The sequence below is a fragment of the Bradyrhizobium sp. LB14.3 genome (assembly GCF_040547985.1).
Classification (GTDB): Bacteria; Pseudomonadota; Alphaproteobacteria; order Rhizobiales; family Xanthobacteraceae; genus Bradyrhizobium.
In genome coordinates this window covers 182356-208465 of the sequence record NZ_JBEPQT010000005.1, presented here as the reverse complement: position 1 = coordinate 208465, position 26110 = coordinate 182356, and the positions used below count along the sequence as shown (strand labels likewise).

27 protein-coding genes are annotated in these 26110 nt (G+C 64.2%); 5 read left to right on the top strand and 22 right to left on the bottom strand.

Going from position 1 to position 26110, the window contains the following annotated elements; genetic code table 11:
• Positions 1-3: 3 nt before the first annotated feature.
• Positions 4-1473, bottom strand: coding sequence for a YncE family protein (locus tag ABIB00_RS13565; protein ID WP_354104674.1), 1470 nt, complete (start codon positions 1471-1473; stop codon positions 4-6).
• 9 nt (positions 1474-1482) lie between these two features.
• Positions 1483-1893, bottom strand: coding sequence for a DUF305 domain-containing protein (locus tag ABIB00_RS13560; RefSeq protein WP_502917814.1), 411 nt, complete (start codon positions 1891-1893; stop codon positions 1483-1485).
• On the opposite strand from ABIB00_RS13560, the gene ABIB00_RS13555 reads away from it, so the two are divergent.
• On the top strand, positions 1882-2010 hold the full coding sequence (locus tag ABIB00_RS13555) for a hypothetical protein (RefSeq protein ID WP_354104778.1): 129 nt from the start codon (positions 1882-1884) through the stop codon (positions 2008-2010). The two genes, ABIB00_RS13560 and ABIB00_RS13555, sit on opposite strands and share 12 nt — an antisense overlap.
• A 111-nt stretch (positions 2011-2121) precedes the next feature.
• On the opposite strand, the gene ABIB00_RS13550 is transcribed toward ABIB00_RS13555, so the two are convergent.
• A complete protein-coding gene (locus ABIB00_RS13550; RefSeq protein ID WP_247442345.1) occupies positions 2122-2907 on the bottom strand; it encodes an ABC transporter permease in 786 nt (261 codons plus the stop codon).
• Entirely contained in the window at positions 2907-3725 is an 819-nt protein-coding gene (locus tag ABIB00_RS13545; RefSeq protein ID WP_247341368.1) for an ABC transporter ATP-binding protein, read from the bottom strand. Before ABIB00_RS13545 ends, ABIB00_RS13550 begins: the two co-directional genes overlap by 1 nt.
• 133 nt (positions 3726-3858) lie before the next feature.
• On the opposite strand from ABIB00_RS13545, the gene ABIB00_RS13540 reads away from it, so the two are divergent.
• Both ABIB00_RS13540 and ABIB00_RS13535 read left to right on the top strand, forming a co-directional pair.
• Positions 3859-4641: an ATP-binding cassette domain-containing protein gene (locus tag ABIB00_RS13540; RefSeq protein ID WP_354104673.1), complete on the top strand. Its 783-nt coding sequence runs from the start codon at positions 3859-3861 to the stop codon at positions 4639-4641.
• The gene (locus tag ABIB00_RS13535; RefSeq protein ID WP_354104672.1) at positions 4638-6194 is read left to right on the top strand and encodes a glycine betaine ABC transporter substrate-binding protein; all 1557 of its coding nucleotides are present in this window, start codon (positions 4638-4640) and stop codon (positions 6192-6194) included. Before ABIB00_RS13540 ends, ABIB00_RS13535 begins: the two co-directional genes overlap by 4 nt.
• 157 nt (positions 6195-6351) lie before the next feature.
• Here the strand turns inward: ABIB00_RS13535 and ABIB00_RS13530 are convergent, their stop codons facing one another.
• Positions 6352-8064: a sulfatase-like hydrolase/transferase gene (locus ABIB00_RS13530; RefSeq protein ID WP_354104671.1), complete on the bottom strand. Its 1713-nt coding sequence runs from the start codon at positions 8062-8064 to the stop codon at positions 6352-6354.
• Positions 8065-8290: 226 nt separating this feature from the next.
• Entirely contained in the window at positions 8291-8860 is a 570-nt protein-coding gene (locus ABIB00_RS13525) for a TetR/AcrR family transcriptional regulator (RefSeq protein ID WP_354104670.1), read from the bottom strand.
• 188 nt (positions 8861-9048) lie between these two features.
• On the opposite strand from ABIB00_RS13525, the gene ABIB00_RS13520 reads away from it, so the two are divergent.
• Positions 9049-9669 (top strand): hypothetical protein, encoded by a 621-nt coding sequence (locus ABIB00_RS13520; protein ID WP_354104669.1) that lies wholly within the window; start codon positions 9049-9051, stop codon positions 9667-9669.
• Between the two features lie 3 nt (positions 9670-9672).
• Here ABIB00_RS13520 and ABIB00_RS13515 read toward each other — a convergent pair whose 3' ends face one another.
• From ABIB00_RS13515 to miaA, 9 genes are all read right to left on the bottom strand, one after another.
• Positions 9673-10524: an SDR family oxidoreductase gene (locus ABIB00_RS13515; RefSeq protein ID WP_354104668.1), complete on the bottom strand. Its 852-nt coding sequence runs from the start codon at positions 10522-10524 to the stop codon at positions 9673-9675.
• 474 nt (positions 10525-10998) lie between these two features.
• Positions 10999-12018, bottom strand: coding sequence for a ketol-acid reductoisomerase (ilvC, locus tag ABIB00_RS13510; RefSeq protein WP_247341352.1), 1020 nt, complete (start codon positions 12016-12018; stop codon positions 10999-11001).
• Positions 12019-12193: 175 nt separating this feature from the next.
• On the bottom strand, positions 12194-12796 hold the full coding sequence (locus ABIB00_RS13505) for a LysE family translocator (protein ID WP_354104667.1): 603 nt from the start codon (positions 12794-12796) through the stop codon (positions 12194-12196).
• A 7-nt stretch (positions 12797-12803) separates the two neighbouring features.
• Positions 12804-13679, bottom strand: a complete 876-nt coding sequence (locus ABIB00_RS13500) for an EamA family transporter (protein WP_247341347.1) — start codon at positions 13677-13679, stop codon at positions 12804-12806.
• Positions 13680-13744: 65 nt separating this feature from the next.
• Positions 13745-14434, bottom strand: coding sequence for a class I SAM-dependent methyltransferase (locus ABIB00_RS13495; RefSeq protein WP_354104666.1), 690 nt, complete (start codon positions 14432-14434; stop codon positions 13745-13747).
• Positions 14435-14437: 3 nt separating this feature from the next.
• Positions 14438-14980, bottom strand: coding sequence for an acetolactate synthase small subunit (gene ilvN / locus ABIB00_RS13490; protein ID WP_007613340.1), 543 nt, complete (start codon positions 14978-14980; stop codon positions 14438-14440).
• 23 nt (positions 14981-15003) lie between these two features.
• The gene (locus ABIB00_RS13485) at positions 15004-15987 is read right to left on the bottom strand and encodes a threonine dehydratase (protein ID WP_354104665.1); all 984 of its coding nucleotides are present in this window, start codon (positions 15985-15987) and stop codon (positions 15004-15006) included.
• A gap of 5 nt (positions 15988-15992) precedes the next feature.
• Positions 15993-17768 (bottom strand): acetolactate synthase 3 large subunit, encoded by a 1776-nt coding sequence (locus tag ABIB00_RS13480; protein ID WP_247442363.1) that lies wholly within the window; start codon positions 17766-17768, stop codon positions 15993-15995.
• Between the two features lie 330 nt (positions 17769-18098).
• Complete coding sequence (miaA, locus tag ABIB00_RS13475; RefSeq protein ID WP_354104664.1) at positions 18099-19055, bottom strand: tRNA (adenosine(37)-N6)-dimethylallyltransferase MiaA; 957 nt, start codon at positions 19053-19055, stop codon at positions 18099-18101.
• A gap of 11 nt (positions 19056-19066) precedes the next feature.
• Here miaA and serB point away from each other — a divergent pair, with 11 nt between their 5' ends.
• Positions 19067-19972 (top strand): phosphoserine phosphatase SerB, encoded by a 906-nt coding sequence (gene serB, locus ABIB00_RS13470; RefSeq protein WP_354104663.1) that lies wholly within the window; start codon positions 19067-19069, stop codon positions 19970-19972.
• A 123-nt stretch (positions 19973-20095) separates the two neighbouring features.
• On the opposite strand, the gene ABIB00_RS13465 is transcribed toward serB, so the two are convergent.
• From ABIB00_RS13465 to ABIB00_RS13435, 7 genes are all read right to left on the bottom strand, one after another.
• Positions 20096-21598: a Do family serine endopeptidase gene (locus tag ABIB00_RS13465; RefSeq protein ID WP_354104662.1), complete on the bottom strand. Its 1503-nt coding sequence runs from the start codon at positions 21596-21598 to the stop codon at positions 20096-20098.
• Positions 21599-21742: 144 nt separating this feature from the next.
• The gene (locus tag ABIB00_RS13460; protein ID WP_211384594.1) at positions 21743-21949 is read right to left on the bottom strand and encodes a DUF2065 domain-containing protein; all 207 of its coding nucleotides are present in this window, start codon (positions 21947-21949) and stop codon (positions 21743-21745) included.
• Positions 21950-22020: 71 nt separating this feature from the next.
• Positions 22021-22917 carry a protease modulator HflC gene (hflC, locus tag ABIB00_RS13455; protein WP_247347556.1) on the bottom strand — a complete coding sequence of 299 codons (897 nt, stop codon included), beginning with the start codon at positions 22915-22917 and terminating at the stop codon, positions 22021-22023.
• Positions 22914-24050 carry an FtsH protease activity modulator HflK gene (gene hflK, locus ABIB00_RS13450; protein ID WP_247347558.1) on the bottom strand — a complete coding sequence of 379 codons (1137 nt, stop codon included), beginning with the start codon at positions 24048-24050 and terminating at the stop codon, positions 22914-22916. The genes hflC and hflK overlap by 4 nt, the downstream gene beginning before the upstream one ends.
• Positions 24051-24203: 153 nt before the next feature.
• A complete protein-coding gene (locus tag ABIB00_RS13445) occupies positions 24204-24713 on the bottom strand; it encodes a dihydrofolate reductase (protein WP_354104661.1) in 510 nt (169 codons plus the stop codon).
• Entirely contained in the window at positions 24713-25198 is a 486-nt protein-coding gene (locus ABIB00_RS13440; protein WP_354104660.1) for a GNAT family N-acetyltransferase, read from the bottom strand. The genes ABIB00_RS13445 and ABIB00_RS13440 overlap by 1 nt, the downstream gene beginning before the upstream one ends.
• A 5-nt stretch (positions 25199-25203) precedes the next feature.
• Positions 25204-25998, bottom strand: a complete 795-nt coding sequence (locus tag ABIB00_RS13435) for a thymidylate synthase (protein ID WP_354104659.1) — start codon at positions 25996-25998, stop codon at positions 25204-25206.
• Positions 25999-26110 lie beyond the last annotated feature (112 nt).

Sequence of the window (26110 nt, the reverse complement as noted above, 5' to 3'; positions counted from 1 at the left end):
GGGTCATTGCGTCTCGATCTGGACCGCTTCGCCGGGCCCGGCCGCGTCTCCGGAAGCAATCACCAGATATCGCTTTCCTGCCACGGCGGACGGGTCGACGATCTGCCGGATCGGGCCGGCCGCGTTGACGATGGCCGATCCGGCCGGATTGGTCATGAAAGCCGCCAGCGGTTGCAGCGGCCCGCTCCCGTCGCTGCGTTCCGCCAGTGCAAGCACATATTTCTGCTTGGGCTGAAGGCCCGTCACCGAGGCCTGCAAAATCTGAATCAGGCCCTGGTCGAACAGCGAAACGCTGGTCGGCGCCTTGCCGTCCTTCGAACTGTCCCTAGAGGCGAGCGACAGATAGGCGACCTGGCCGGCAATGCCGAGGGCCTGCAAGTTCTGACGATCATCCGGGTCGGGCGCCGCTCCCGGAACATAAGCGATCGCCTGCGGCGCCTGGCCGATCGCGATATTCGCCACCACACTGTTGGTCGCGGTGTCGATCGCCGCGAGGGCGTCGGCATTCTCAAGCCCAACATAGATGCGCGTGCCGTCGCCGGAGGGCCAGATGCCATGCGGCAGATTGCCGACCGGGATCGTTGCGACCTGCGAGAAATCGTCGGTGCGGAATACTTTCACCTCGTTCAGTCCGCCAATGGTCACGTAAGCAAAGGTCCCCTTGGCGGTGTGCGCGAAGTTGACGTGATTTGTAATCGGACCGGTGTCGATCGTCTTGATCGGGTTGAACGGCGGCTTGGCATTGAACACCTGGGTCCGGCCGATGTCCTTCAGCGTGAACCACACCTGATTTCCGTCGGGCGTCACCGCGATGTTCGGGCAGAAGGGGCTCTCCTGCTTCACCCTGGCGATGATCTTGTGCTCGGCGACCGCGACGACATCGGTCTCGGGGTTGAAGGACGAGCAGATGTAGCCGTATTTGCCGTCGGGGGAGAATATCTGCATGCCCGGCCCGTTCGGGGTGGCGATGCGGGCTTTCTCCGCAAAACTCTTCGCATCGATCACGGAGACATAGTTTTCGCCGCGAATGGTGACCCAGACCTCCTTGCCATCAGGCGTAAAGAACGCCTCGTGCGGCGACCGCCCGATATAGGTCGTGTGCTTGACCGCGTTGGTCGCGGTGTCGATGAACGTCACCGAATTGGAGCCGATCGACACCACGGCAAGCGTCTTGTGATCGGGCGAGAAGCCCATGCCGTGCACGAGGACTTGGCCCTTGTACAGTGGGCTGAAATTGCCGGGCTGCGGGTCGCCCAGCCGGATCACACCAAGCAGCTTGTTGTCGACGGGATCAGTGACCGAGACCGTATTCGAGAACTGCTCCGCCGCGTAGATGCGGTCGTGGTGGCTGATCGGAATATCGGGCGCGGACAGCGCGCCCGGCGCCTGCCCAGCCCATGCGACGGAACCGGTGGCAAGCATGGTGGCTGCCAGAAAAGTGCTCTTCATGATGTTGCTTTGCGACGCCGTCATCTGCGGCTCCTACTTCTTCATTCCGGCGGACATATCCATCTGCATGCCCGGATGTTGATGAACGTTTGCGGCGGGAACAGCCGACGGCTGCGTCGGAGCCGGCGTCGTCTCCGTCGCCGGCTCGCCGATCGCCAGCTTCATCGCCGCGATCTCCTGCATCTGGTCGACGATGATTTCCTGCGCGATGCGTCGCAGCTGCTCGTTCTTGCCGTAACGCAATTCGATGATCGCCATGTCGATCGCGCCCTGATGATGCGGAATCATCATCGCGGCGAAGTCGCGATCGACATCGCCGGTCGGTTTGGCCGCCATATCATTCATCATCTTGGTCATCGCGGCTTCGTTTTTTTCCAGGAACGCACGCTCTTTCGTACTCAGCGCAGCCGGTGGGACTGCCGGATGAGATTCATGCGCGAGCACAAGCGAAGGAAGCGCGAATGCGACGAGAATGCGCGCGCAAATGAGCGCCGTACCGAAACCGGGCTTTGGCCTCCGGCATCTGCCTGCGAGCGCCGCAACGACGAGGAGAAACTGTGACCGGGGCATCCTGAACTCCCATGCGGGTGGTTGCATGGGGGTATGACGCGCGGGCGCGCGTTCTATTCCGGCCAGCCCATCACATAAAAGTCAGCAGGCAATCGAGGTAGATTAGCCGCGCTCATCCACGGTCGGCCGCCAGACCAGCAGACGGCGCTCGACCAGCGTGACGCCAAAGTCGATCAGGATGACGAAGGCCGACAGCACGAACATGCCGGCGAATACGCCGGCGACGTCGAATATGCCTTCAGCCTGCTGGATCAGATAGCCGAGCCCCGCCGCCGATCCCAGATATTCGCCGACGACCGCGCCGACCACGGCGAAGCCCACCGAAGTGTGCAGCGACGAGAACATCCACGACAGCGCCGACGGCCAATAGACGTGCTGCATCAACTGCCGCTCGCTCATGCCGAGCATGCGACCGTTGTCGAGCACGGTGCGGCTGACCTCCTTCACGCCCTGATAGACGTTGAAGAACACGATGAAGAACACCAGCGTCACGCCGAGCGCGACCTTGGACCAGATACCAAGCCCAAGCCACAGCGCGAAGATCGGCGCCAGCACGACGCGCGGCAGCGCATTGACCATCTTCACGTATGGATCGAACACGGCGGCGACCAGCGGCTGGCGCGCGAACCAAAAGCCGACCAGCACGCCGCCGGCCGATCCGATCACGAAGGCCAGGATCGATTCCGTCAGCGTGATGCCGAGATGCCTCCAGATCACACCGGACGAGAACCACTTGACGATCTGGGCGAAGACATCGACCGGGTTGGAGAAGAAGAACGGCGGCAGCAGGATCTTGCCGAACACGGGCACGGTCGTCAGCAATTGCCACAGCACGAGGCAGACGATGGCGACCAGGATTTGCAGCGCAAGCAGCGTGACGCGCGACATCAGACCGCCTCCGCCGCTTGCGTGGACTGCGCATAGCCCTTCATGACCTCGTCCTTGAGCACGCTCCATATCTCGCGATGAAGCGCATGGAACTCCTTGTCCAGCCGGACTTCAAAAATGTCGCGCGGGCGCGGCAGGCTCACGCGCCAGTCGCCGATGATGCGGGAGGACGGCCCCGCCGACATGATCACGACGCGGTCGGCGAGCGCGATCGCCTCTTCCAGATCATGGGTGACGAACAGCACGGCCTTGCGGTCGGCGTTCCAGAGGTCGAGCAGGAGGTTGCCCATCACCTGTCGGGTCTGCGCATCCAGCGGTCCGAACGGCTCGTCCATCAGCAGGATCTTTGGATCGCGGATCAGCACCTGCGCGAGCGCCACGCGCTTGCGCTGGCCGCCCGAGAGCATATGCGGATAGCGGCCGGCGAAGGCGCCCAAGCCGACCGAGGTCAGCCATTTCTGCGCCCGCGGCAGCGCCTCGCTGCGCGGCGTGCCGCTGACTTCGAGCCCGATCGCGACGTTGTCCAGCGCGGTCTTCCATGGGAACAGCGCATCGGCCTGGAACAGATAGCCGGCATCCCGGTTCAGCCCGGCGAGCGGCTGGTTGAATATCTTGACGCTCCCGGCAGCCGGCTTCAGCAGCCCGGCCGCGACGTTGAGCAGCGTCGATTTCCCGCAACCGGTCGGGCCGACGATGGCGACGAACTCGCCCTGCGCGACCGTCAGATGCGCCTTCTCCACCGCCGTATAGACCCGCCCGTCCCCCAGCCGGAACGCGACCTTGGCATCTTCCAGCGCCACTGCCGTAGGCGTTGTCATGTGTCCCCTCCGAACTTGGTCCGATGCCTTAGCCGCTCGCGCGGCCAAGTTCAATCGAGCCGCCAACCGTGGTACGCATAGGCCTCGTCATCCCCTCCCTCCCGGGTGGGTCAGCGCAGTGAGCCCCCGCCCGATGCCGTCCAGGCCGATGATTCGCTATGCCCATGTCACCAAGAGCTTCGGCGCGCTCAAGGCCGTGGACGATGTGTCACTCGACATCGCCGAAGGCGAGTTTGTGGCCGTCGTCGGCGGCTCGGGCTCGGGCAAGACGACGCTGCTGCGGCTCGCCAACCGCCTGATCGAGGCGGATGGGGGCACGATCACGGTCGAGGGCGACGACGTGCAATCCGCCGATCCGGTCGCGCTGCGGCGCCGCATCGGCTACGTCTTCCAGAGCGGCGGGCTGTTCCCGCATCTGAGCGTCGCCGACAATATCGGGATCACGCCGAAGCTGCTCGGCGTGCCGGCGGGAGATATCGCAACGCGAGTTGATGAGTTGCTCGAACTCGTGCAGCTCGATCGGGCCGCGCATCGCGACCGGCTGCCGGACGCGCTTTCGGGCGGCCAGCGCCAGCGGGTCGGCGTGGCGCGGGCGCTTGCGGCACGGCCCCGCATCGTACTGATGGACGAGCCCTTCGGCGCGCTCGATCCTCTCACCCGCGATGCGCTCGGCGACGATTTTCGCGAGCTGCACCGCCGGCTCGGCCTGACCACCGTGATGATCACACACGACATGACGGAAGCGATTTTGCTCGCCGACCGCATCGCGGTGATGCGCAGCGGAAGGCTGCTCGCGCAGGGCACGCCAGTGGAGCTCTCGAAAACCAGTGACGCCTACGTGCTGGAGCTGCTGCGGACGCCGCGACGCCAGGTCGAAAGGCTGAACGCGCTGCTGCCACAGAGCGGTGCGGCATGAGCCTGTTGTCTGATCCGCGCTGGGGCGAGGCGCTGGCGCATTTGCCCGACTATCTCGGCAACCATGTGCGGGTGAGTTTGGCCGCGCTCGCGCTCGGCCTGATCGTCAGCCTGCCGCTGGCGATCATGACGCGCAACCGCCCCACCCCGCGCGCTGTCCTGCTCGCGCTCGCAAGCATCGTGCAGACGGTGCCGGGGCTGGCACTGCTCGCGCTGTTCTATCCGCTACTGCTGCTTACGGCCTCCGTGACGCTGGCCTGGTTCGGCGTCTCGTTCTCGGCGTTTGGCTTCCTGCCGGCGATGCTGGCGCTCGCGCTCTATTCGATGCTGCCGGTACTGCGCAATGGCATCACCGGCCTCAACGGCATCGATCCCGCGCTGATCGAGGCCGCGAAGGGCGTCGGCATGACCGCACGGCAGTCGCTGGTGATGGTCGAACTGCCGCTGGCCCTTCCGGTGATGATGGCGGGCATCCGTACCGCCGCAGTTTGGGTGATCGGCACCGCGACGCTGTCGACCCCGATCGGGCAGACCAGCCTCGGCAATTACATCTTTGCCGGGCTCCAGACCCAGAACTGGGTGTTCGTTCTGTTCGGCTGCTTTGCTTCCGCCCTGCTGGCGCTCGCCGTCGATCAACTGCTCGGCCTGATCGAGAGCGGCCTGCGCCGGCGCAGCCGCGTGCGTACAGCGCTTGGCGCGGCCGGGATCGCGGCATTGGTCGTCGCAACATTGGTACCGACGATGGGGCGCTCGTCGCAGAGCTATGTCGTCGGTGCCAAGACGTTCGCCGAGCAATACGTGCTGTCGGCGTTGATGAGGGACCGGCTTCAGGCGGCCGGTCTTTCCGCCGTCTCACGATCCGGCCTCGGCTCAAGCGTGATTTTCGAGGCGTTGAAAGCCGGCGATATCGATCTCTATGTCGATTATTCCGGCACGCTCTGGGCCAATCAACTTCATCGCACGGACATCAAGCCGCGTGCGGAACTGTTGGCGGAGCTGAAAACAACGCTCGCGAAGGACAACATCACGCTGCTCGGCGAGCTCGGTTTCGAGAATGCCTATGCGCTGGTGATCCCGAAGAAGCGCGCCGAGGCACTTGGCATCCGCACCATCGCCGATCTCGCCGCGCATGCGTCGTCCCTGTCGATCGCCGGCGATTATGAATTTTTCTCGCGGCCCGAATGGGCGGCGCTGCAAAAGACCTATGGCCTCTCGTTCCGCGCCCAGCGCCAGATGCAGCCGGACTTCATGTATGCGGCCGTCGCCAGCGGCGAGGTCGATGTCATCGCGGGTTACACCAGCGACGGGCTGATCGCAAAATACGATCTCGTTGCGCTCGACGATCCCCGGCACGCGATCCCGCCCTACGATGCGATCCTGCTGCTGGCCCCGAAGCGCGCCGGCGACGAGCGGCTGCAGGCCGCGCTGAAGCCGCTGCTCGGCAAGATCGACATCGCGACCATGCGGGAAGCCAATTTGCGCGCCGCCGGCAATGACGCGAATTCGTCGCCGGATGCGGTGGCGAAGTGGCTGTGGGAGAAGGTGGGGAAGTAGGTTTTGCCGTATGTCCCGTCATCCTGAGGTACGAGGCGTGCGCTGCGAAGCAGTGCGCGAGGAGCCTCGAAGGATGAACGGCCGCGATGCAGCCGGGCCGCGCATCCTTCCGAGGCCTCCGCTACGCTCCGGCACCTCAGGATGACGGTGACGAAGACTACAGCCCCCGGATCATCCCCGCATCGATCAGCAGCCGGTTCAGCCGGCGCGCCTCGGCGCCGTCCTTGCAGCCGTAGAAGATCCCCTTGCAGCGGAGCATGATCTCCTTCTGCTCGGCGAAAGACGGATCGAGCGGGATGCCCGCGGCTTCCTGGATGACCAGCGGCAGATACGGGCCGTCGACCGTGTCCATCACGGCCCCGCTCTTCACCGGCTCGAAATTGACGGCGTCGATCGCGTAATAGGTCGCGTAGAGACGTGGGTCGTAGGCGTCGAGCTTCTTGCCGAGAGCACCTTCGTCGAGCCCGGGCTCGAGGATACCAGGCGCGAATTCCGGCTGGTGATCGCCGTAGCGCACGATCAGGAATGGTTCGCCGGGGTAATTTTTCTTCAGGCCCGCGAGGAAAGCCTTGTACTGCTCGGCGCTCATCGCCTGTCGGCGCAGATATTCGTCGATGGACGGCATATTGCCCGGCGCGCGCCAGTTCGGCAGCAGGTCGGGGCGGAAGCGCGTCTCCCAGGGGAAATGATTGGCACCGAGATAGATGAAGGTGAACAGCGGCTTGTTCGGCGTCCGCTCACCCATCAGCCGGAGCGCCTTGTCGTAGAAGAAGCTATCCGGCTCGACATCCTTGGCGCCGAGATCCTTGGAATCGAAGAATCGTTCGACGCCGGTCGTCAACTGAAAGCTGCGCGCGGCCATGAAGCCGCCATAGGCAGGATAGAGCGACATCGTGTCGTAGCCGCAGCGGCGCAGCGCCAGCGGCAGGCCGCGCTCGACACGGCCTGTCGCGATGCGCGTCACGAAATAGGCGAAGCGGCCGAACGAACGCGAGGAAAGGCCCGCAAGCACGTTGTATTCGGTGAACCAGCTCGGCCCGCCATTGCTCTCGGCCAGAAATGTGCGCTCCTTGCCGTCCCAGGATTTGAAGTGGCTGCCATAGCCTTGCGGCACCTTGATGCCCTGCGCGGCGCGGATGTCGAAGCTCGATTCATCATGGACCATGATGATGTTCGGCCGGCGGCCCGCGGGATGGCACGCATCGACCAGTGGCATGTTGAGCCGTTCGTTGGTCGAAGCAGCCGACTCCATGAAGCCGTATTGCGCGAAATCGGAGACCGCGCTGACGCCGGAACGGAAGAATTTCGAGAGATAGCCGTCGTCGTAATAGCCGCGCCAGGCCTCGTCCGGATGATAGAGCGAATAGCCGACCAGCGCGGCGAGGCAGCCGAGCATGGAGGCGAGCGCCGGCAGCCTGCGGATGCGGAACGGATCGAGCCACCACAGCGCATACATCAGCGGCAGCGTGACGAGACCCGCCAGGACCACCGACCAGCGCAAATTCGGGAAGATCGTGAACAGGAACGCCACCGTGTCGCGGTCGATCATCATCAGGTCGATGAAATTGACTGTCATCTGCACGACGTCGTGCTTCAGGCGTGACAGCAGCACCAGCACCACGACCATGGTCAGCGACAATGCACCCGACAGCGCCGGCCGCCGCAGCAGCGCGATCCAGAAGAAGTTGAGGATGCCCCAGGCCAGCACGAAGGAGAGCCGCGCGCCGAAATCCGTCTCGGTCTCGTACATCAGTGCGAGCGCGGCAAGATGGGGCGCCGCAACCGCGAGCAGCCGCCAGATGCCGAGCGCGGCGACACTCGCCAGCACGGCGGTCGCGGCAGAAGGACCTGGATTGGGCGCGGGCGGCATCGACGACACGCTAAACTTTAGTCCGGCGGGTGATGCCAAGCGTCTCGCGTTTGAAAAACGCGAAGGCGTCCGACGCAGCCGGAAGCCTGCACCGTGTCACAAAACTGTAACGGAACGGTCAAGGACAAGCAACGCGCGCGGCGATCCGACCTTTGCTTATTGTTGGTGAGCGGCGAAGCGCCGCACGGCCAACTCTATCTCCTCACCCTGAGGGCCGGCAGGCGCGCTAGGGTTTGGCAATCCCGGCGATGAACAGGTCGATGACCCCTTCCGCCATCCGCTCGATCTCGCCCTCCTCCACGCCCCAGCGCGGAAGGTGGCCGTCGAGATTCATCCTGGCAAAACCATAGACCAGGGCGCGGCCGGCGATCTGGATGCGCTTTAGGTCGGCCGACCGCAGCAGGCCCTGCTTTGCCGCCTCAATCAGTATTCCCTCGGTCAGCGCGATCAATTCGGCATTGTCGCGCGTCAGCTCCGCCGAGCTGCTATGGGCGAAATAGCGCCCGGTGGAGATGATCTCGAAATGCGCGGGATTGCGCCTCGCCCAGCGCACGTAGGCGAGGCCGAAGGCGCGGAAGCGGCCAAACGGGTCGGCGGCCGGTGCCTGGTCCAGCGCCACCTCGATCTCGGCACGAAAGCGCCGCTGCGCCTCCTCAGCCACCGCTGACATGAGCGCGTCGCGGTTGGGGAAGTGCCGGAACGGCGCGCCCGGCGAAACCGCGGCCCGGCGTGCGGCCTCGCGCACCGAGATTTCGGCCCCCTCCGCCGCCAATTGCAGCGCAGCGTCGATCAACACGCGGCGGAGATCGCCGTGGTGATAGGGCCGGACTTCAGAGGTGTTACGGCGAGCGCGCGGCTTGGCCGGCTGTCGGGCAGGCATGGAGCTTCCTAGCATCACCCGAACGTGAATGTAAGCAGCGATTACACCATTGACCGCGCAGCCAAGCGAAATGTAATCGGTGATTACATAATGGAGCAAATCGCATGTCACAACGCCAAAGCTGGTTTGAAGGCTGGCGGCTGCTTGCCGTCCTCGCATTGAGCCTGATCGCACTCAGCCTGTGGATTGCCTCGATGCGGCAGTTCGAGGTCGAGGGCGCGCGGATGGTGATCCGTTTTACGGCAAGAAGTTCGCTCCTGCTGTTCTGCCTTGCCTTCAGTGCCGCGGCACTGGCACGGCTGTGGCCCAGCGCCTGGACGCGCTGGCAGTGGCGCAACCGGCGCTATCTGGGCCTGAGCTTCGCCACCTCCCACGCCATCCACGCGGTTGCGATCGTCGCGTTCGCCAGGATGGATCCGGCAAGCTTTGCCGAGGCCACCTCGGCGGCCTCCTACATCTTCGGCGGCATCGGCTATGCCGCCATCATCGCCATGAGCGCGACTTCGTTCGACCGCACCGCCGCGCTGCTCGGGCCGCACGCCTGGCGCGCGCTGCACCTTACGGGCGGATACTATCTCTGGTTCCAGTTCGTGGTGTCGTTCGGCAAGCGCGTGCCGGCGATGCCGCTCTATGCCGCGTTTCTCATTCCGCTGATCGCAGTGATGACGCTGCGCCTGGTCGCGATGGCCGCTCGGCCGCGCGGACAGACGGCCGAGGCGAGCTGAACGTCAGCCCTGTGGAAGCAACCCGAGACGCTTGGCGATGATGCGGTCGACCACGCGCTTGGGCAGCGTAGCCGTCATCAAATGTCGCATCCGGTCCGGCGTGATCTGGTAGCGAACCTTGGGTCTCTCAGTCGTGAGCGCCTCGAGAACGACCTCAGCGATCCGCTCGGCCGGCAGCCCGGTCTCGCCGAGCTTCATCATGAACGCCTTGACCTTGTTCAGCGCCGGCAGATAAGGCGAGTTCTGGTAGACGGAGAGATCGATCTGCTCGGCCTTGCTCCAGATCGGCGTCTTGACCGCGCCCGGGGCGACGATGATGACGTCGATGTCGAACAGCATCAGTTCGCGGCGCAGGCTTTCCGATAACCGCTCGACGGCGTGCTTGGAGGTACAGTAGGGCGCCGACAGCGGATTGCCGTTCTTGCCCGCGACCGAGCTGATCATCACGATCCGTCCCTTCGGCCCCTTCAGCGACAGGTCGGCACCGAGCAGCGGCCCGAAAGCCTGCGTCGCGATCACAGGGCCGATCACGTTGATGTCCATCTGGCGCCGGAAATCGTCGGCCGACAATTCGAGCACGGGGCCGGCGACCGCGACACCGGCATTGTTGACCAGACCGGCCAGCGTCTCGCCGCCCAGCATCTCGCGTACTTCTCGTGCGGCGGCCAGCACGGCAGCCTCATCGGTGACATCGAACAGCAGCGGGGTGAAGTTCGCGCCAAACTCACCGTTGAGCCGGTCGGCGTCCGCCTGCTTGCGGACGCTGCCGAAGACGCGATAGCCGCGCCCGATCAGCAATTTTGCAGTGGCCCAGCCAATGCCGGTGGACGCGCCGGTGACGACGACGGATCGCATGGTCTTTCCCCCCAACAGTTCCCGCGATCATGTAGGACAAAGACGTCAGTGCGCAATGCCGCCCGACACTCAAGGGGGCGCCGCAGATGTCAGTTCTTAAGATGAAGCGGCGCGCGAACGTCGCGGCGCGGGATGGATCGCGCCTTCACAATGCGGGTGAAGAGCCGAATCCTTACCCCTGAAGACGCTAGGCTTTCGGCGTTCACGCGCTTCTGAAAGATTTTGAAAAACCACGCGAGACCAAGAATGTGGTTTAAGCGTCAGTTCTTCGTGCTCAGGCAGCACTTCAGCTCGCGAAGAATTTGAATGAAGCAGCAATGCTTCGCGCGAGACGAAAAGAGCGAGACCGCTGTTTGCGATCCCGCTCAGACATAGTCGCGAAGGTTTAAGAATTGGTTTGGCGAGCGAAGCTTGTGTTTCGCTCCCGTATCCCGACGCGGCGTAAACGATACGCCGCGTCTGGACGACGGCGACTTAGTTCTTCGACTTGTCGACCAGCGCGCCCTTCTTGATCCAGGGCATCATGTCGCGCAGCTTGGCGCCGACTTCCTCGATCGGGTGCTCGGCGAGCTTGGCGCGGGTCGCCTTGAAAGAGGTCTGGTTGACCTTGTTCTCGAGCATCCAGTCGCGGGCGAACTTGCCGCCCTGGATGTCGGCAAGGACACGCTTCATCTCGGCCTTGGTCTCGGCGGTGACGATGCGCGGGCCGGTGACGTACTCGCCGTACTCGGCGGTGTTGGAGATCGAGTAGTTCATGTTGGCGATGCCGCCTTCATAGATCAGGTCGACGATCAGCTTCACCTCGTGCAGGCACTCGAAATAGGCCATCTCCGGCGCGTAGCCGGCCTCGACCAGCGTCTCGTAGCCGCCCTTGATCAGCTCGACCAGGCCGCCGCAGAGCACGACCTGCTCGCCGAACAGGTCGGTCTCGCACTCTTCCTTGAAGGTGGTCTCGATGATGCCGGCGCGCCCGCCGCCGACGGCGGAGGCGTAGGACAGGCCGAGGTCGTGGGCGTTACCCGAGACGTCCTTGGCGATCGCGATCAGGCAGGGCACGCCGCCGCCGCGCTGATACTCCGAGCGCACGGTGTGGCCGGGGCCCTTGGGCGCGATCATCAGCACGTCGAGATCGGCGCGCGGGTCGAGCAGATTGAAGTGGACGTTGAGACCGTGCGCAAACACGAGGGCGGCGCCCTTCTTCATGTTGTCGTGCAGGTGCTCGCGATAGATGTCGCCCTGGAGTTCGTCTGGGGTCAGCATCATGACGAGGTCGGCCCATTTGGCGGCCTCGGCGACTTCCATCACCTTGAAGCCGGCGGCTTCCGCCTTCTTGGCCGAGGCCGAATCCTTACGGAGCGCAATCGTCACTTCCTTGACGCCGGAGTCCTTCAGGTTGAGCGCATGGGCGTGGCCCTGGCTGCCGTAGCCGACGATGACGACCTTCTTGCCCTTGATCAGGTTCAGGTCGGCGTCGCGATCGTAATAAACACGCATGGTCGTTTCCTCATTCAGGGGCCGGAATCGGCCGTTGGTCAGATCTCGTCAGTCAGGGCTTGTCCGTCAGGGCTTGTCATTCAGGTCTTGGACGCTGAAATTTGCGGATTTCGGAGGCTGTCTAGAGCATTTTCAGCCCACTGGGAAACCCGATTCTGCATGGAAATCCGCGACATCATGCATCCATGAAAACGGGGTAGAGAGACGTCAACAGCAGGATCGCCATCAGGATATTGAAGGCGCGGACCAGCCGCTCGGAGGTCAGGACCGGCCGCAATGCCGTGCCGAAAAAGGCCCAGACCACGGTCGAGACCGTGCCCACGAGCAGGCTGATCAGGGTCTGGATCGCGATGTTGAGCGGGAATTGGGCGATTGCCGCATAGGCGGTGATGGTGCCGATCACGATCACCCAGCCCTTGGCATTGATCCACTGGAACATGGCGGCGCCCCAGAAGGTCATCGGACCGCGGGCGCTCCCTTCGCCCGGCTTAGCCGCGCCGGAGAAGGCGATGACCGCGGCCAGGTAAATCAGATAAGCGGCGCCGGCATATTTCAGGATGGTCTGGAGGATCGGATAGGCCAGGAATACCGTGCCGAGACCGAGGCCGACTGCGCCGACCATGAAGGCAAAGCCGATGGTGATGCCGGCGATGTGCGGGATGGTGCGACGGAAGCCGTAGGTCAGTCCCGAGGACAGCAGCATGATGTTGTTCGGCCCCGGCGTGAAGAACATCACGAGGGCGAAGATGATGAAGGCGTAGAGCAGCGACTGAGACATGTTCACCTCACGCGACCTTGGCCAGCGCCCGCGGGCGCCGCGCCAGCACCATCACCGCGATGCCACCGACCACGGTCAGCATGCCGGCAAGCCGCAACGGGCCGAACTTCTCGCCGAACACGATGCTCGACGCGGCCGAGCCGACGAACGGCACCAGAAGCGCGAACGGCACCACTTGCGCCGCGGGATAGTCACGCAGCAACCGGCCCCACAGCCAATAGGCGATGCTGGTGGAGATGGCGCCGATCACCAGCAGGCAAATGAGGCCGGTGAGCGACATGTGGATCAGCGACTGCCAGGTCGGCGCCGGTCCGTTGACCACCAGCGTGAGCGCGAACAGCGGCATCGCGGTGGCGAGACACAACCAGGCGAACAGATCGAACATCGGCACGCCGCGAGCACCGCGTAACAGGATATTGCCGATCGCAAAACTGACCGGCGCGATCATCAGCACGGCGAAGGCACCGACGCTGAAATCATAACCAACGGTGCCGCAGATCATCAGGAGACCGACGGCTGCGATGACGATGCCCAGCGTCTGCGCCGGCGTCGGCCGCTCGCCGAATGCGATCGCGGCAAGGCCGATCGTGAACAGTGCCTGGCTCTGCACGACGACGCTGGTCAACCCCACCGGCACGCCATGGGCGATGCCGTAGGCCTGGCTCAGAAACTGGCCGAGAAAGAGCGTGAAGCTGATGGCGATCAGGAGCGACCAGGCAATCTTCGGCTTGCGAATGAACAGGCACGGCACCGCGGCAATCGTGAAGCGCATCGCCGTCATAAGCTCCGGCGAAAATTCGTCGAGCGCAATCCGGCTCGCCACGAAGGCAAGCCCCCAGATGATCGCCACCAGGATGGCGATGAGGATGTCGGCCGGCTTCATTGTTGTTCCCGGTTCTGCCTTGTCGTGCAGCCCTGTTGTTGTCGTCTAGTCTTGCTCGCCGGCCTTTACGTGGAAGAATTGGATTTCCGCAGCAGATAAGTGCCGTGCATAGGGGCGTGGTAATCGGCCGAGACCACTGTGAAGCCGACATCGGTCAGCATCCGCTCCATGACCCAGCCAAAAGTGGAATATTCGTCGCGCATGTGGGTGACGACGCTGTCACGCGAGACATCGTGGTTCTTGATCTCAAAGTCGGCCCATTGCTCGACGTCGCGCTCGACGGCATCGGGCATCGAGGCGTAAACGATGTCGCGCAAATAGAAGGTCGCACCGGGCTTGAGCGCGCGATAGATCCGCGACATCGCCACCGCCTTCCAGAAATCCGGCAGATGGTGCAGCGTGAACTCGCTGACGATCAGGTCATAGGATTCCGGCCGGTAGGCAAAACTGAGCAGGCCGGCAGACTGTGTGCGCACGGGGGCCTTGCGGTCGCGTGCGTAGATCTCGGCGAGCGCCAGCATCGCGGGCGAGATGTCGATGGCGTCGACCTCGGCACCCAACAGCGCCGCCTCGGTCGCGAGCACGCCGTTGCCGCATCCGATGTCGGCGATGCGCCAGCCGCGTTGGACCCCGAGCATTTTCAGCGCGGCGCGCGACCGCAGATCGGCGTCGTCGTGGCTGTCGTAGATCGACGCCACGGCGGGCCCGATGCCCATCCGGTTCCGCTCGTTATAGTACCAGTCGCGCGCCAGCATGGTTCACATCCCTTCGGGCCCGCGGCCGATCGCGGCAACGCCGGTGCGCGACACTTCGACGAGGCCAAGCGGACGCATCAGGTCGATAAACTGGTTGATCTTGTCGGTATTGCCTGTGATCTCGAACACAAAGCTCTCAGTGGTGGCGTCGATCACGCGGGCGCGGAACGCATCCGCCAGCCGCAGCGCCTCGACGCGATGCTCGCCCTGCCCGCGCACCTTCACCATCGCCAGCTCGCGCTCGATCGAGCGTTTCGTCAGCGTCATGTCGACGACGCGATAGACGGGGATCATGCGATCGAGTTGATGCTTGATCTGCTCGATCACCATCGGCGTGCCGGTGGTGACGATGGTTATGCGCGAGAGATGCTTCTGGCTCTCGGTCTCCGAGACGGTGAGGCTCTCGATGTTGTAGCCGCGCCCCGAGAACAGGCCGATGACGCGCGCGAGCACGCCGGGCTCGTTCTGCACGAGCACCGAGAGCGTGTGCGTCTCGTTCGGATCGTGGCGCTCCTCGATGAAATAGGCGGATGCGGGTTGGTTCATTGTCGTCCCCTCTATTCTCGTCGTTACGCCGTCGCCCGAAGGGCGACCGGCGCATCCGTCCCGACCCAATCGCGGAACAGATCGAAATCGATATTGCCGCCGGACAGCACGAGTCCGACGCGCTTGCCCGACAGTTTCGTCTTTTCCTGAAGCGCCGCGGCGAGCGCGGCGGCGCCGGCGCCTTCGGCGAGATTGTGCGTGTCGGTCCAGTAGGCGCGGATCGCGGCGGCGACCTCGTTGTCGGTGACCTCTACGATGTGCGAAGCGCCCTTGCGGATGATGGCGAGCGCTTCCGGATCGGGAATCCGCGTCGCCATGCCGTCCGCGAGCGTGTTGCTGGTCTCGGTCGTCACGACGTGGCCTGCCGCAAACGACAGCGCGTAGGACGGCGCCTCCGTCGATTGCACGCCAACGATCTCGGTCTTCAGGCCCAGCAGATCTCGCGCCATGATGCAGCCGCAGATGCCCGAGCCCTGCCCGATCGGCACATAGAGGATGTCAAGATCCGGTGCAGTCCTGAACAGTTCGAGCGCATAGGTCGCCACACCCAGAACAAGATCCGTATGGAACGACGGCACCATGTGTAACCCAGCGAACTGCGCACGGCGGCCGGCCTCCTCACGCGCAGCTTGAAAGTCCTCGCCATGCTCGACGAGCTCGGCGCCAAACATCTGCATCGCGCGGTTCTTCTCGACCGAGTTGCCGCGCGGCACGTAGATCACCGCAGGCACGCCGTGACGGCTTGCCGCGAACGCGAGGCTCTGGCCGTGGTTGCCGCGCGTCGCCGAGATGATGCCCGGAATGTTGGGCTGCTCGCGCTTCAGACGTTCGAGATAGACCAGCCCGCCGCGCACCTTGAAGGCGCCAATCGGCGTGTGGTTCTCATGCTTGACCACGACCTGTGTGCCGAGCCGCTCGGAGAGCAGCGGCCACGCGTATGCCGGCGTCGCCGGCACCGCCTGCCCCACGATCGCATGTGCGCGTTCGAGCTCCTTCAGGTCGAACATCGCGCTCACACCAGCGCCTTGCCGCCGGCGAACGCCTTTGCGGTGGCTTCGTCGTTGGCCTGCTCCGGTAACAGCATCTCGTTGTGCGCCTTGCCGGAGGGAATCATCGGGAAACAATTTTCCAGCGCCGCGACGCGGCAGTCGAACAGCACCGGGCGCTTGACCGAGATCATCTCCTGGATGGCGCCATCGAGGTCGGCAGGCTTGTGCACCTGGAAGCCGACGCCGCCATAGGCCTCCGCGAGCTTGACGAAATCCGGCAGCGCCTCCGAGTAGGAATGCGACAGCCGGTTGCCGTGGAGCAGCTGCTGCCACTGCCGCACCATGCCCATGTACTGGTTGTTCAGGATGAAGATCTTGATCGGCAGCTCGTACTGCACCGCCGTCGACATCTCCTGCATCGTCATCTGCACCGAGGCATCGCCCGCGATGTCGATGACGAGGCTGTCGGGATGGGCCACCTGCACGCCGACCGCGGCCGGCAGGCCGTAGCCCATGGTGCCGAGACCGCCCGAGGTCATCCAGCGATGCGGCTCCTCGAAACCGAAGAACTGCGCCGCCCACATCTGGTGCTGGCCGACCTCGGTGGTGATGTAGGTATCCTTGCCGCGCGTCGCCTCGAACAGGCTCTGGATCGCGTGCTGCGGCAGGATGACGTCGTTGCTCTTTCTAAAATAGAGCGAGTTGCGGGCGCGCCACTGCGCGATCTGCTGCCACCACGCCTTGACGTCGGGCTTCTTCGCCTCCGCCTTGAACACCTGGAGGATGTCGCCGAGGATGTTGCCGCAGTCGCCGATGATCGGCACGTCGACGCGGATGTTCTTGTTGATCGAGGACGGGTCGATGTCGATGTGGATCTTCTTCGACCCCGGCGAGAACGCATCGACGCGGCCGGTGATGCGGTCGTCGAAGCGCGCACCGACGCACAGCATGACGTCGCAATCATGCATGGTCATGTTGGCTTCGTAGGTGCCGTGCATGCCGAGCATGCCGAGCCAGCTCTTGCCCGACGCGGGATACGCGCCGAGACCCATCAGCGTGGAGGTGATCGGAAAGCCGGTGACCTCGACCAGCTCGCGCAGCAGCCTGGTCGCCTCGGGGCCGGAATTGATGACGCCGCCGCCGCTGTAGATCACGGGGCGCTTGGCATTGGCGAGCAGCGCCACGGCCTTGCGAATCTGCGTCGCATCGCCCTTCACGCGCGGCGCGTAGGAGCGATGCACGTCGGACTTGCGCGGCGGATGATAGGTGCCGGTCGCGAACTGCACGTCCTTGGGGACGTCGACGAGCACCGGGCCCGGTCGCCCCGTAGTCGCAACGTAGAACGCCTCGTGCAGCACCTTGGCGAGATCGTTGACATCGCGCACCAGCCAGTTGTGTTTGGTGCAGGGGCGCGTGATGCCGACGGTGTCGCATTCCTGGAATGCGTCATTGCCGATCAGATGCGTCGGCACCTGGCCGGAGATGCAGACCAGCGGGATCGAGTCCATCAGCGCATCCGTCAGCGGCGTCACCATGTTGGTGGCGCCGGGGCCGGAGGTCACCAGCGCGACGCCCGGCTTGCCGGTCGAACGCGCATAGCCTTCGGCGGCGTGGCCCGCGCCCTGCTCGTGGCGGACCAGGATGTGCTGGACCTCGCTCTGCTGGAAGATCTCGTCGTAGATCGGAAGCACGGCGCCGCCTGGATAGCCGAAAATGTCGGTCACGCCATGATCGATGAGCGCGCGGACGATCATCGCGGCGCCGGTCATCTGGTTCGGATCGTGGCTCTTGTCGCTCATTGGCTTGCTCCGGATGCGCTGTTGTCAGCGGCTTCGTTCGTGTCGGGTTCGGGAAATAAAAAAGGCCCCGAAGAGGGCCCCATGCACACCGCCTGTCATGTGGATGGCAGCTAGCCACCCCCGGCGGTGTGCCTGGGTACGACGGCGATAAGAAGTTTGGTAATAATGTTACGCATGGCAGGTGCCCAGCTTCCCAAAGGTTGCGCGAAACATAGCGACCAACGCCCCGATGTCAAGGCAATGTGGCCGTTCCCGCGCGATTTAGGCAGTGTAGCGGCGTTCCCGGAGTTCGGCGAGCGGTAAATATGGGAGCCGAGGCACAAAAGCACGTCAGCCCGAGTCCCGTGCCGCGTTCACGATCGCCGCGAGCCAGCCCCTCGCCTCCTCCGGCTTGACCCACTCGAACTCCGGCAATTGGTGCCGGAACCAGGTGAACTGCCGCTTGGCGTAATGGCGGGTGTCGGCGCGGCCGATTGTGGCCGCTTGCTCCAGGCTGGGCTCACCGCGCAAATGCCGGATCAGGGCCGGCACGCCGTGAGCCTTCATCGCCGGCAGCAGCGGATCGAGGTTTCGGGCGGCGAGACGCTCGACCTCCTTCAGTGCGCCGGCCCCTAACATGGCGTCGAAGCGGGCGTCGATGCGGGCATAGAGTTCGTCGCGCTCGGGCGCGAGGAACACCGCGCGAAAACTGTCCCTGGGCAAGAGCGGCGGCTGGCCCTCATGGTGCCAGTCCAGTAGCGAACGGCCGGTGGCTTCGACCACTTCGAGCGCGCGCGCAATGCGCGTGCGGTCGCGCAGGTTCAATCGCTCGGCCGCCCGCGGATCGCGACGCGCGAGTTCCGCGTGCAGCGCCTCGACGCCGTTCCGCTCCAGCCGCGCCCGAACGTCCTCGCGTACCTCGGCAGGGATCGACGGTACCACGGAAAGGCCCGCCGTCAGCGCCTTGAAATACAACCCGGTGCCGCCGATGAAGATCGGCTGGCGGCCTTCGGCTTTCGCCTCTTCGAGCGCCTTCGCCGCGTCGTTCACCCAGGCACCGGCCGAAAAATTGACGGCCGCATCGACGTGGCCGTACAGGCGATGAGGCACCCGCGCCTCCTCGCCATGTGTCGGGCGCGCGGTGATGATGTGGAGGTCGCCATAAACCTGCATGGAATCGGCATTGATGACGACGCCGCCCGTAGCGAGCGCAAGCTCGAGCGCCAGCGCCGACTTGCCGCTGGCGGTCGGGCCTGCGATAAGCACGGCCTTGCCAACATGCCTTCTGCCGACTTGCCCCTCGCTCACGAAAACCTCAAATGTCCCTCGTCGCCACGCTGATCTGCAACCCGAATAATCCCGCGCTCGACTCTACCATCGTCGACGGCGCCCGCGCCGTGCTGCCACAGGCGGCTCCCGCGCACTGGCTGTTCGACGGGGTTGCAGTCGACATCCCCTTCGGCGCCGACAGTAACCTCGAAGGCGACCGTCACGCCATCGAACAGCGGTTGCGCGAGCTTCGCGGCGACCTTCCCATCGACATCGTCGTGCAGCCAGTCGGCTTCCGGCGCAAGAAGCTTTTTCTCGCCGACATGGATTCCACCATGATCGGGCAGGAGTGCATCGACGAACTCGCCGATCTTGTCGGGATGAAGACCCACGTGGCCGCCATTACCGAGCGCGCGATGCGCGGCGAGATCGAGTTCGAGCCGGCGCTGCGCGAGCGCGTTGCGCTGCTCAAGGACCTCCCCGCCAGTGCCGTCGACGAGGTGCTGGCCAAGCGCATCACGCTGACGCCGGGCGGCCGCGAACTGGTCGCGACCATGCGCGCCCACGGCGCCTATGCCTGCCTCGTCTCCGGCGGCTTCACCCTGTTCACCAGCGCGGTCGCCACCAGGATCGGCTTCCAGGAGAACCGCGCCAACGAGCTCGTCGTCCGCGACGGCAAGTTCACCGGCGAGGTGAAGGAGCCGATCTTGGGGCGCGCTGCAAAGCTCGCGACGCTGGTGGATTTGATGGAGTCGTTCGATCTCGACGACATCGACTCGGTCGTCGTCGGTGACGGGGCCAACGATCTCGCGATGATCCAGGCGGCGGGGCTGGGCGTGGCGTATCATGCCAAGCCGTCGGTTGCGGCCGCGGCCGCGGCGCGGATCGATCACGGCGATCTCACCGCGCTGCTGTATGCGCAGGGGTATCGGCGCGAAGAGTTCATGGGGGCGTAGCGTCCTCTCCGCTGTTATCGTGCGCAATTGCGCACTGGGCTGGGTGATCCAGAGTTCCAGAGACCGCGAGGATGGAACCGAGAAGCCGCGGCATGACAGTGAGTTTGTGGTAGGCCGTTCTTCCTACTGCACGCTCAGCGCGACAAACCGCAGCTCGCCGTCGGCATTCGACACCAACAGCAGCACCGACTTCTTGCCGTCCTTCTTGAGCTGGTCGACCCGCTTCTGGATGTCGGCTCCGTTTGACACCGCCTCCTGCGCCACCTCGACGATGACATCGCCGGCGGAGAGCCGCTTTTCCGCGGCGTCCGAATTGGCGTCGACATTGGTGACGACCACGCCCTTGACGGTGTCCTTGATCTTGTAGCGCGTGCGCAGATCCTTGCTCAGCGCCGCGAGATCGAGGCCGAGCGCCTTCTGCGTCACGGTCTTTTCAGGCGCGGGCTCATCGGTCTTCACCACGGCCTGTACCTTGTCGGGATCCTGCAACCGGCCGAGCGTGACCTTCTTGGTCTCTTCCTGGCCCTTGCGAATGATGATGACGTCGACCTCCTTGCCGACCGCCGTGTCGGCGACGACGCGGGAGAGATCCTTCGGGTCCTTGACGTCCTTGCCGTCGAACTTGATGACGACGTCGCCGGGCTCGATGCCGGCCGGTTTGGCCGGGCCCTTGTCGTCAACGCCGGCAACCAGCGCTCCGCGCGGCGGCTTGATGTTGAGGCTCTCGGCGATCTCGTCGGTGACGCTCTGGATGCGGACACCCAGCCAGCCGCGGCGCAATTCGCCGAACTGACGGAGCTGGTCGACAACACCCGCGACCGTCTTCGACGGTACGGCGAAGCCGATGCCGATCGAGCCGCCGGACGGCGAGATGATCAGCGTGTTGACGCCGATGACGTCGCCATCGAGGTTGAACAGCGGACCGCCGGAATTGCCGCGGTTGATGGAGGCGTCGGTCTGAATGTAGCTGTCGTAGGGACCTGAGGAGATGTCGCGGTTCTTCGCCGAGACGATACCGGCCGTCACGGTGCCGCCGAGGCTGAAAGGATTGCCGATCGCGACGACCCAGTCGCCGAGGCGCAGCTTGTCGGAATCGCCGAACTTCACCGACACCAGCGGCTTCGGCGGCTTGAACTTCAGCACGGCAAGGTCGGTCTTCTTGTCGACGCCGACCAGCTCGGCCTTGATCTTGGTACCGTCGTTGAGGATGACGCTGATCTCGTCGGCGTCCGCGATGACGTGGTTGTTGGTGACGACGACGCCTGATGTGTCGATGATGAAGCCACTGCCGAGCGAGTTGGTCTTGCGCGGCGCCGGGCTGTTCTCGCCGCCCTTGCTGCCGCCGCCGGGACCCTTGCGATTCTTGAAGAAGTCGTCGAAGAACTCCTCGAAGGGCGAGCCGGGCGGCAGTTGCGGCATGGCGTTGCTGCCGCCGCCGCCACCTTTGGCGTCGACGGTCTGCGAGGTCGAGATGTTGACGACCGCGTCGATCACCTTCTCGGCAACGTCGGCGATGCCGTCCGGTCCGCGCGCAGAGGCCGGTGTGCCGAATGCGCTGAAAGCGCCAACGGCGAGCGCGGCCAGCCCTAAGCGCAAACGGGTCGGGGCAATGATGGCAGCGGTCATTGTGATCTCCAGGGAATGCGGATTCGGCGTCAAGACTGCGCTTGAACGGGAGGACGGCGCAAGCGCGGACCTTAACGGGCCTCAAGACCCGGACAATACGGCGAAAACCGGTCCCTCGCCTTCACTTTGGCGTTGGCGCGACGGCTAAATTGGACGTCGCATAACCCAGATCAGGATCAGGCCGGCCACGGCCGAACCAATCCCCACCGCCCGCAGGACATTGTCCGGAGTGGCCATGGCGCTTTTCATGGCCTTGCGCATCCAGGCCGGACTTGCCGCGAACATCAAGCCTTCCAGCACGAACAGGATGCCCAAGCCGATGAGGAAGTCGGCGAACGCAATGGACCTCATCGGATTGGAACCTCCCGTTGTGCTGTTCTTGTCCGGACGAAGAGCGGCCAGACCGGCCGCCCTCGTCTGGCTTACGGCTTCGCTGGCGTCGTGGTCGCCGTCTTGCCGGACGGGTTACCAAAGAACCGGAAGAAATCCGAGTCCGGGCGCAGGAGGAAGCGGGTATCGTTCGAGCGCAACCCGTTCTCATAGGCCGACATCGAGCGGTAGAAGGCGAAGAAATCCGCATCCTGGCCGTAGGCTTCGGCGAACAGACGGTTGCGCTCGGCATCGCCGACGCCGCGCGTTTGCTCGGCCTGTGACCTTGCTTCTGCCTCGATCACAGTTGCCTCGCGGTCTGCCTTGGAGCGGATCTCCTGTGCCTTCTGGCCGCCCTGCGCGCGGAACTCGGCGGCTTCCCGCTCGCGCTCCGTCTTCATGCGCTGATAGACCGCCTGGCTGTTCTGCTCCGGCAAATCGGCGCGGCGGATCCGGACGTCAACGACCTGGATGCCGTAGCCGTCGGCCTCGTGATCGAGCTGATCGCGGATGCGCTGCATCAGCTTCTCGCGGTCGTCGCGCACCACGTTGATGAACGTGACCTCGCCGAGCACGCGGCGCAGTGCCGCGTTCAGCAGGGTGGTGAGCTGGATGTTGGCGGCCTGGATCGAGCCGATGCTCTGATAGAACCGCAGCGCGTCCTTGATGCGGTAGCGCGCGAAAGCATCGACCACGAGCCGCTTCTGGTCGGACGCGATCGCTTCCTGTGACGGATTCTCGAGATCGAGGATCCGCTTGTCGATGTTGATCACCGAATTCCACGGCGCCTTGAAATGCAGGCCGGGAGCGGTAACGACGTCGACGGGCCGGCCGAACTGCAGCACGATGGTCTGCTCGGTCTGCGCTACCGTGAACAGCGACATGTAGCCCACGATCACGACAAGCAGGAGCCCGAGCAGCGCGACTATACCTGTAACTGGAGACCTCATCGGTTGCCTCCGGTCGTCTGCTGGCCGGTTGCAGGCGGCCGCTTGGCCGTCAATTCGCTGAGCGGCAGATAGGGCACGACGCCTTGGCCCGACTGGCCGCCGTCATAGATGAGCTTCTCCGAGCCGCCGAGCACGCGCTCCATCGTCTCAAGATAAATCCGTTCACGCGTCACGTCGGGCGCCTTCTTGTATTCATCGTAAACCTTCAGGAAGCGCGAGCTCTGGCCCTTGGCCTCGGCGACCGTCTGCTCCCTGTAGCCTTCGGCGGCCTGCATGATCTGCGCCGAACGTCCACGTGCCTGCGGCACGACCTGGTTGGCGTAGGTCTGCGCCTCGTTTTGCAACTGCTCGAGATTGGCGCGCGCCGCCTGGACGTCGCGGAAGGCGTCGATCACCTGGGCCGGCGGATCGACCTTCTGCATCTGCACCTGGCTGATCTGAATGCCGGCGCCGTAGGTGTCCAGGGTCTTCTGGATCAGCTCCTGCACGCCCTGTTCGGTGACGTTGCGCGCGCCGGTCAGGATCGGCTGGATCTGCGAGCGGCCGATCACCTCGCGCATCGAGCTCTCGGCGACCGCCTTCACGGTGCCCTCGGGATTCTGGATGTTGAAGAGGAAATCGCCAACGCCATTGGGCTTGATGCGCCAGAGCACGGTGAAATCGACGTCGACGATGTTCTCGTCACCGGTCAGCATCAGGCTCTCTTCCGGCACGTCACGAATGGAGCGGCCGCGCCGCGCCGGATCGTCGATCAGCGTCATGCCGATGGAGATGGTGGAAACGCGCAGTGCCTTCGGCAGCAGCACGGTCTCGATCGGATAGGGCAGGTGATAGTTCAGGCCGGGCTCCACGGTGCGAACATGCTTGCCGAAGCGCAGCACGACGCCGAGCTCTTCGGACTGCACCCGGAAGAAGCCCGACAACAGCCAGAACGCTACGATGAGCAGCACGATCAGCGTGATGCCGATGCCGGAGAAATAGCCGCCCGGCATGATCTGCTGGAGGCGGTCCTGGCCGCGGCGCAGAAGGTCTTCCAAATCCGGCGGCCTCGGTCCGACCGGCTGCGGGCCGTTGCCCCATGGTCCCTTCGGACCCGAGCCCCATGGGCCACCGCCCTGATTCTTCCACGGCATTCGATGCTCTCCTCGGCAGGGTGAAATTGCCCCAGCCCGCTTTGTCCGGTCCGGCTTTATAGGGGACAGGCAGGTCCCTTACAACGCGGCCCTCGCTGTCTTCCGAGCTATGCTCGGGCACGAAAAAGTCAATGTAAACATTGGCGAAAGCGGTTAATGGCGCGGCCGCCGACGATATGTCACATAGGAGTAGTCGGCGCTGTCGTCGGGTCCGGCAGGATGACGTACACGCGCCACCTCATCCCAGTCTGCCTTGTCGATGTCGAAATACGTGTCGCCTTCGGGGCGCGCATGCACTTCGGTGATTTCGAGGCAATCGGCGCGATCGAGCCATTGCCGATAGATTTCGGCGCCGCCGATCACGGCAATCTCGGCGACCGAACGCCGCAGGGCATCGCCGCGCGCGACGGCGCCTGCATCGGCAGCCGATGTCGTGACGATGGCGCCAGTGGCGCGATAATCCGCATCGCGCGTGATGACGATGTTGGTGCGGTCCCGAAGCGGCCGGGGCAGGGATTCGAAGGTCCTGCGGCCCATGATCACGGGCTTGCCGATCGTGAGCGCCTTGAAGCGCGCCATGTCGGATTTCAATCGCCACGGAATCGCGTTGCCGGCGCCGATGACGCCGTTCTCCGCGATCGCGACGACGAAGACGATCTCCATCAGGTCGCGCTCCCGGCAAGCCGCGTCAGCGCCGGACCGGTGACGCGGCACAGCGTCCAGTCGTCCAGCATGACGGCACCGAGCGACTTGTAGAACGCGATCGACGGTGCGTTCCAGTCGAGCACCGCCCATTGCAGCCGCGACCAGCCGTTCTCGACGCATTCCACGGCAAGGCGCACGAGGAGCGCCTTGCCGAGGCCCCTGCCCCGATGCGACGGCCGCACATACAAATCTTCGAGATAGATGCCGTGGCTGCCGCTGAACGTAGAGAAATTCACAAACCACACCGCGAAGCCGACCGGCTCGCCGTTCCACTCGGCGATTGCGCAATGGAGTTGCGGTCTCTCACCGAACAGCGCATCGGTGATCATCGCCTCGGTCGCTTCGACCTCGTGCGAAAGCTTTTCGTACTCGGCGAGCTCGCGGATGAAAGCGAGAACGAGCCCGGCTTCGTCTGGACGCACACGGCGGATGTTGAGCGACATCGGCTTCAGACCGCGACTGCCGCCTTGATGTGCGGATGCGGATCGTAGCCGACCAGCTCAAAATCCTCGTAACGGAAGGAGAAGATATCCTTCACGTCAGGATTGATCCGCATCACCGGCAGCGCGCGCGGCGCACGCGTGAGCTGGAGCTTCGCTTGCTCCAGATGGTTGGAATAGAGGTGGGTGTCACCGAACGAATGCACGAAGTCGCCGGCCTTCAGACCCGTGACCTGCGCCACCATCATGGTGAGCAGCGCGTAGGAAGCAATGTTGAAGGGCACGCCGAGGAACACGTCGGCCGAGCGCTGATAGAGCTGGCACGACAGCTTGCCGTTGGCGACGTAGAACTGGAACAGGCAGTGGCACGGCGGCAGCGCCATCTTGTCCACTTCGGCCGGATTCCAGGCCGAGACGATCAGGCGGCGCGAATCCGGATTGCGCTTGATCATGTCCGTCACGTTGGCGATCTGGTCGATGCTGCGTCCGTCCGGCGCGGGCCAGGAGCGCCATTGATGGCCGTAGACGGGTCCGAGATCGCCGTTGGCATCCGCCCACTCGTCCCAGATGGTGACGCCGTTGTCGCGCAGATATTTGACGTTGGTGTCGCCCTTCAGGAACCACAACAGCTCATGCACGATCGCCTTCAGCGGCAGGCGCTTGGTGGTCAGCATCGGAAAGCCGGCGGACAGGTTGAAGCGCATCTGATGGCCGAACACCGACAGCGTGCCGGTGCCGGTCCGGTCGGTCTTTTCCGCGCCGTCTGAAAGAATCCGCTCGAGCAGGTCCTGATACTGGTGCATGTGCGTGAGCCTTTGGGGAGGCGGCAAACCTAGCGGCCACCCCCGCGCTGCGACAGCGTCGATTCGCCATCCATACGCATTATACCCGGAAAAATGAGCGTTCCCGGCGCAA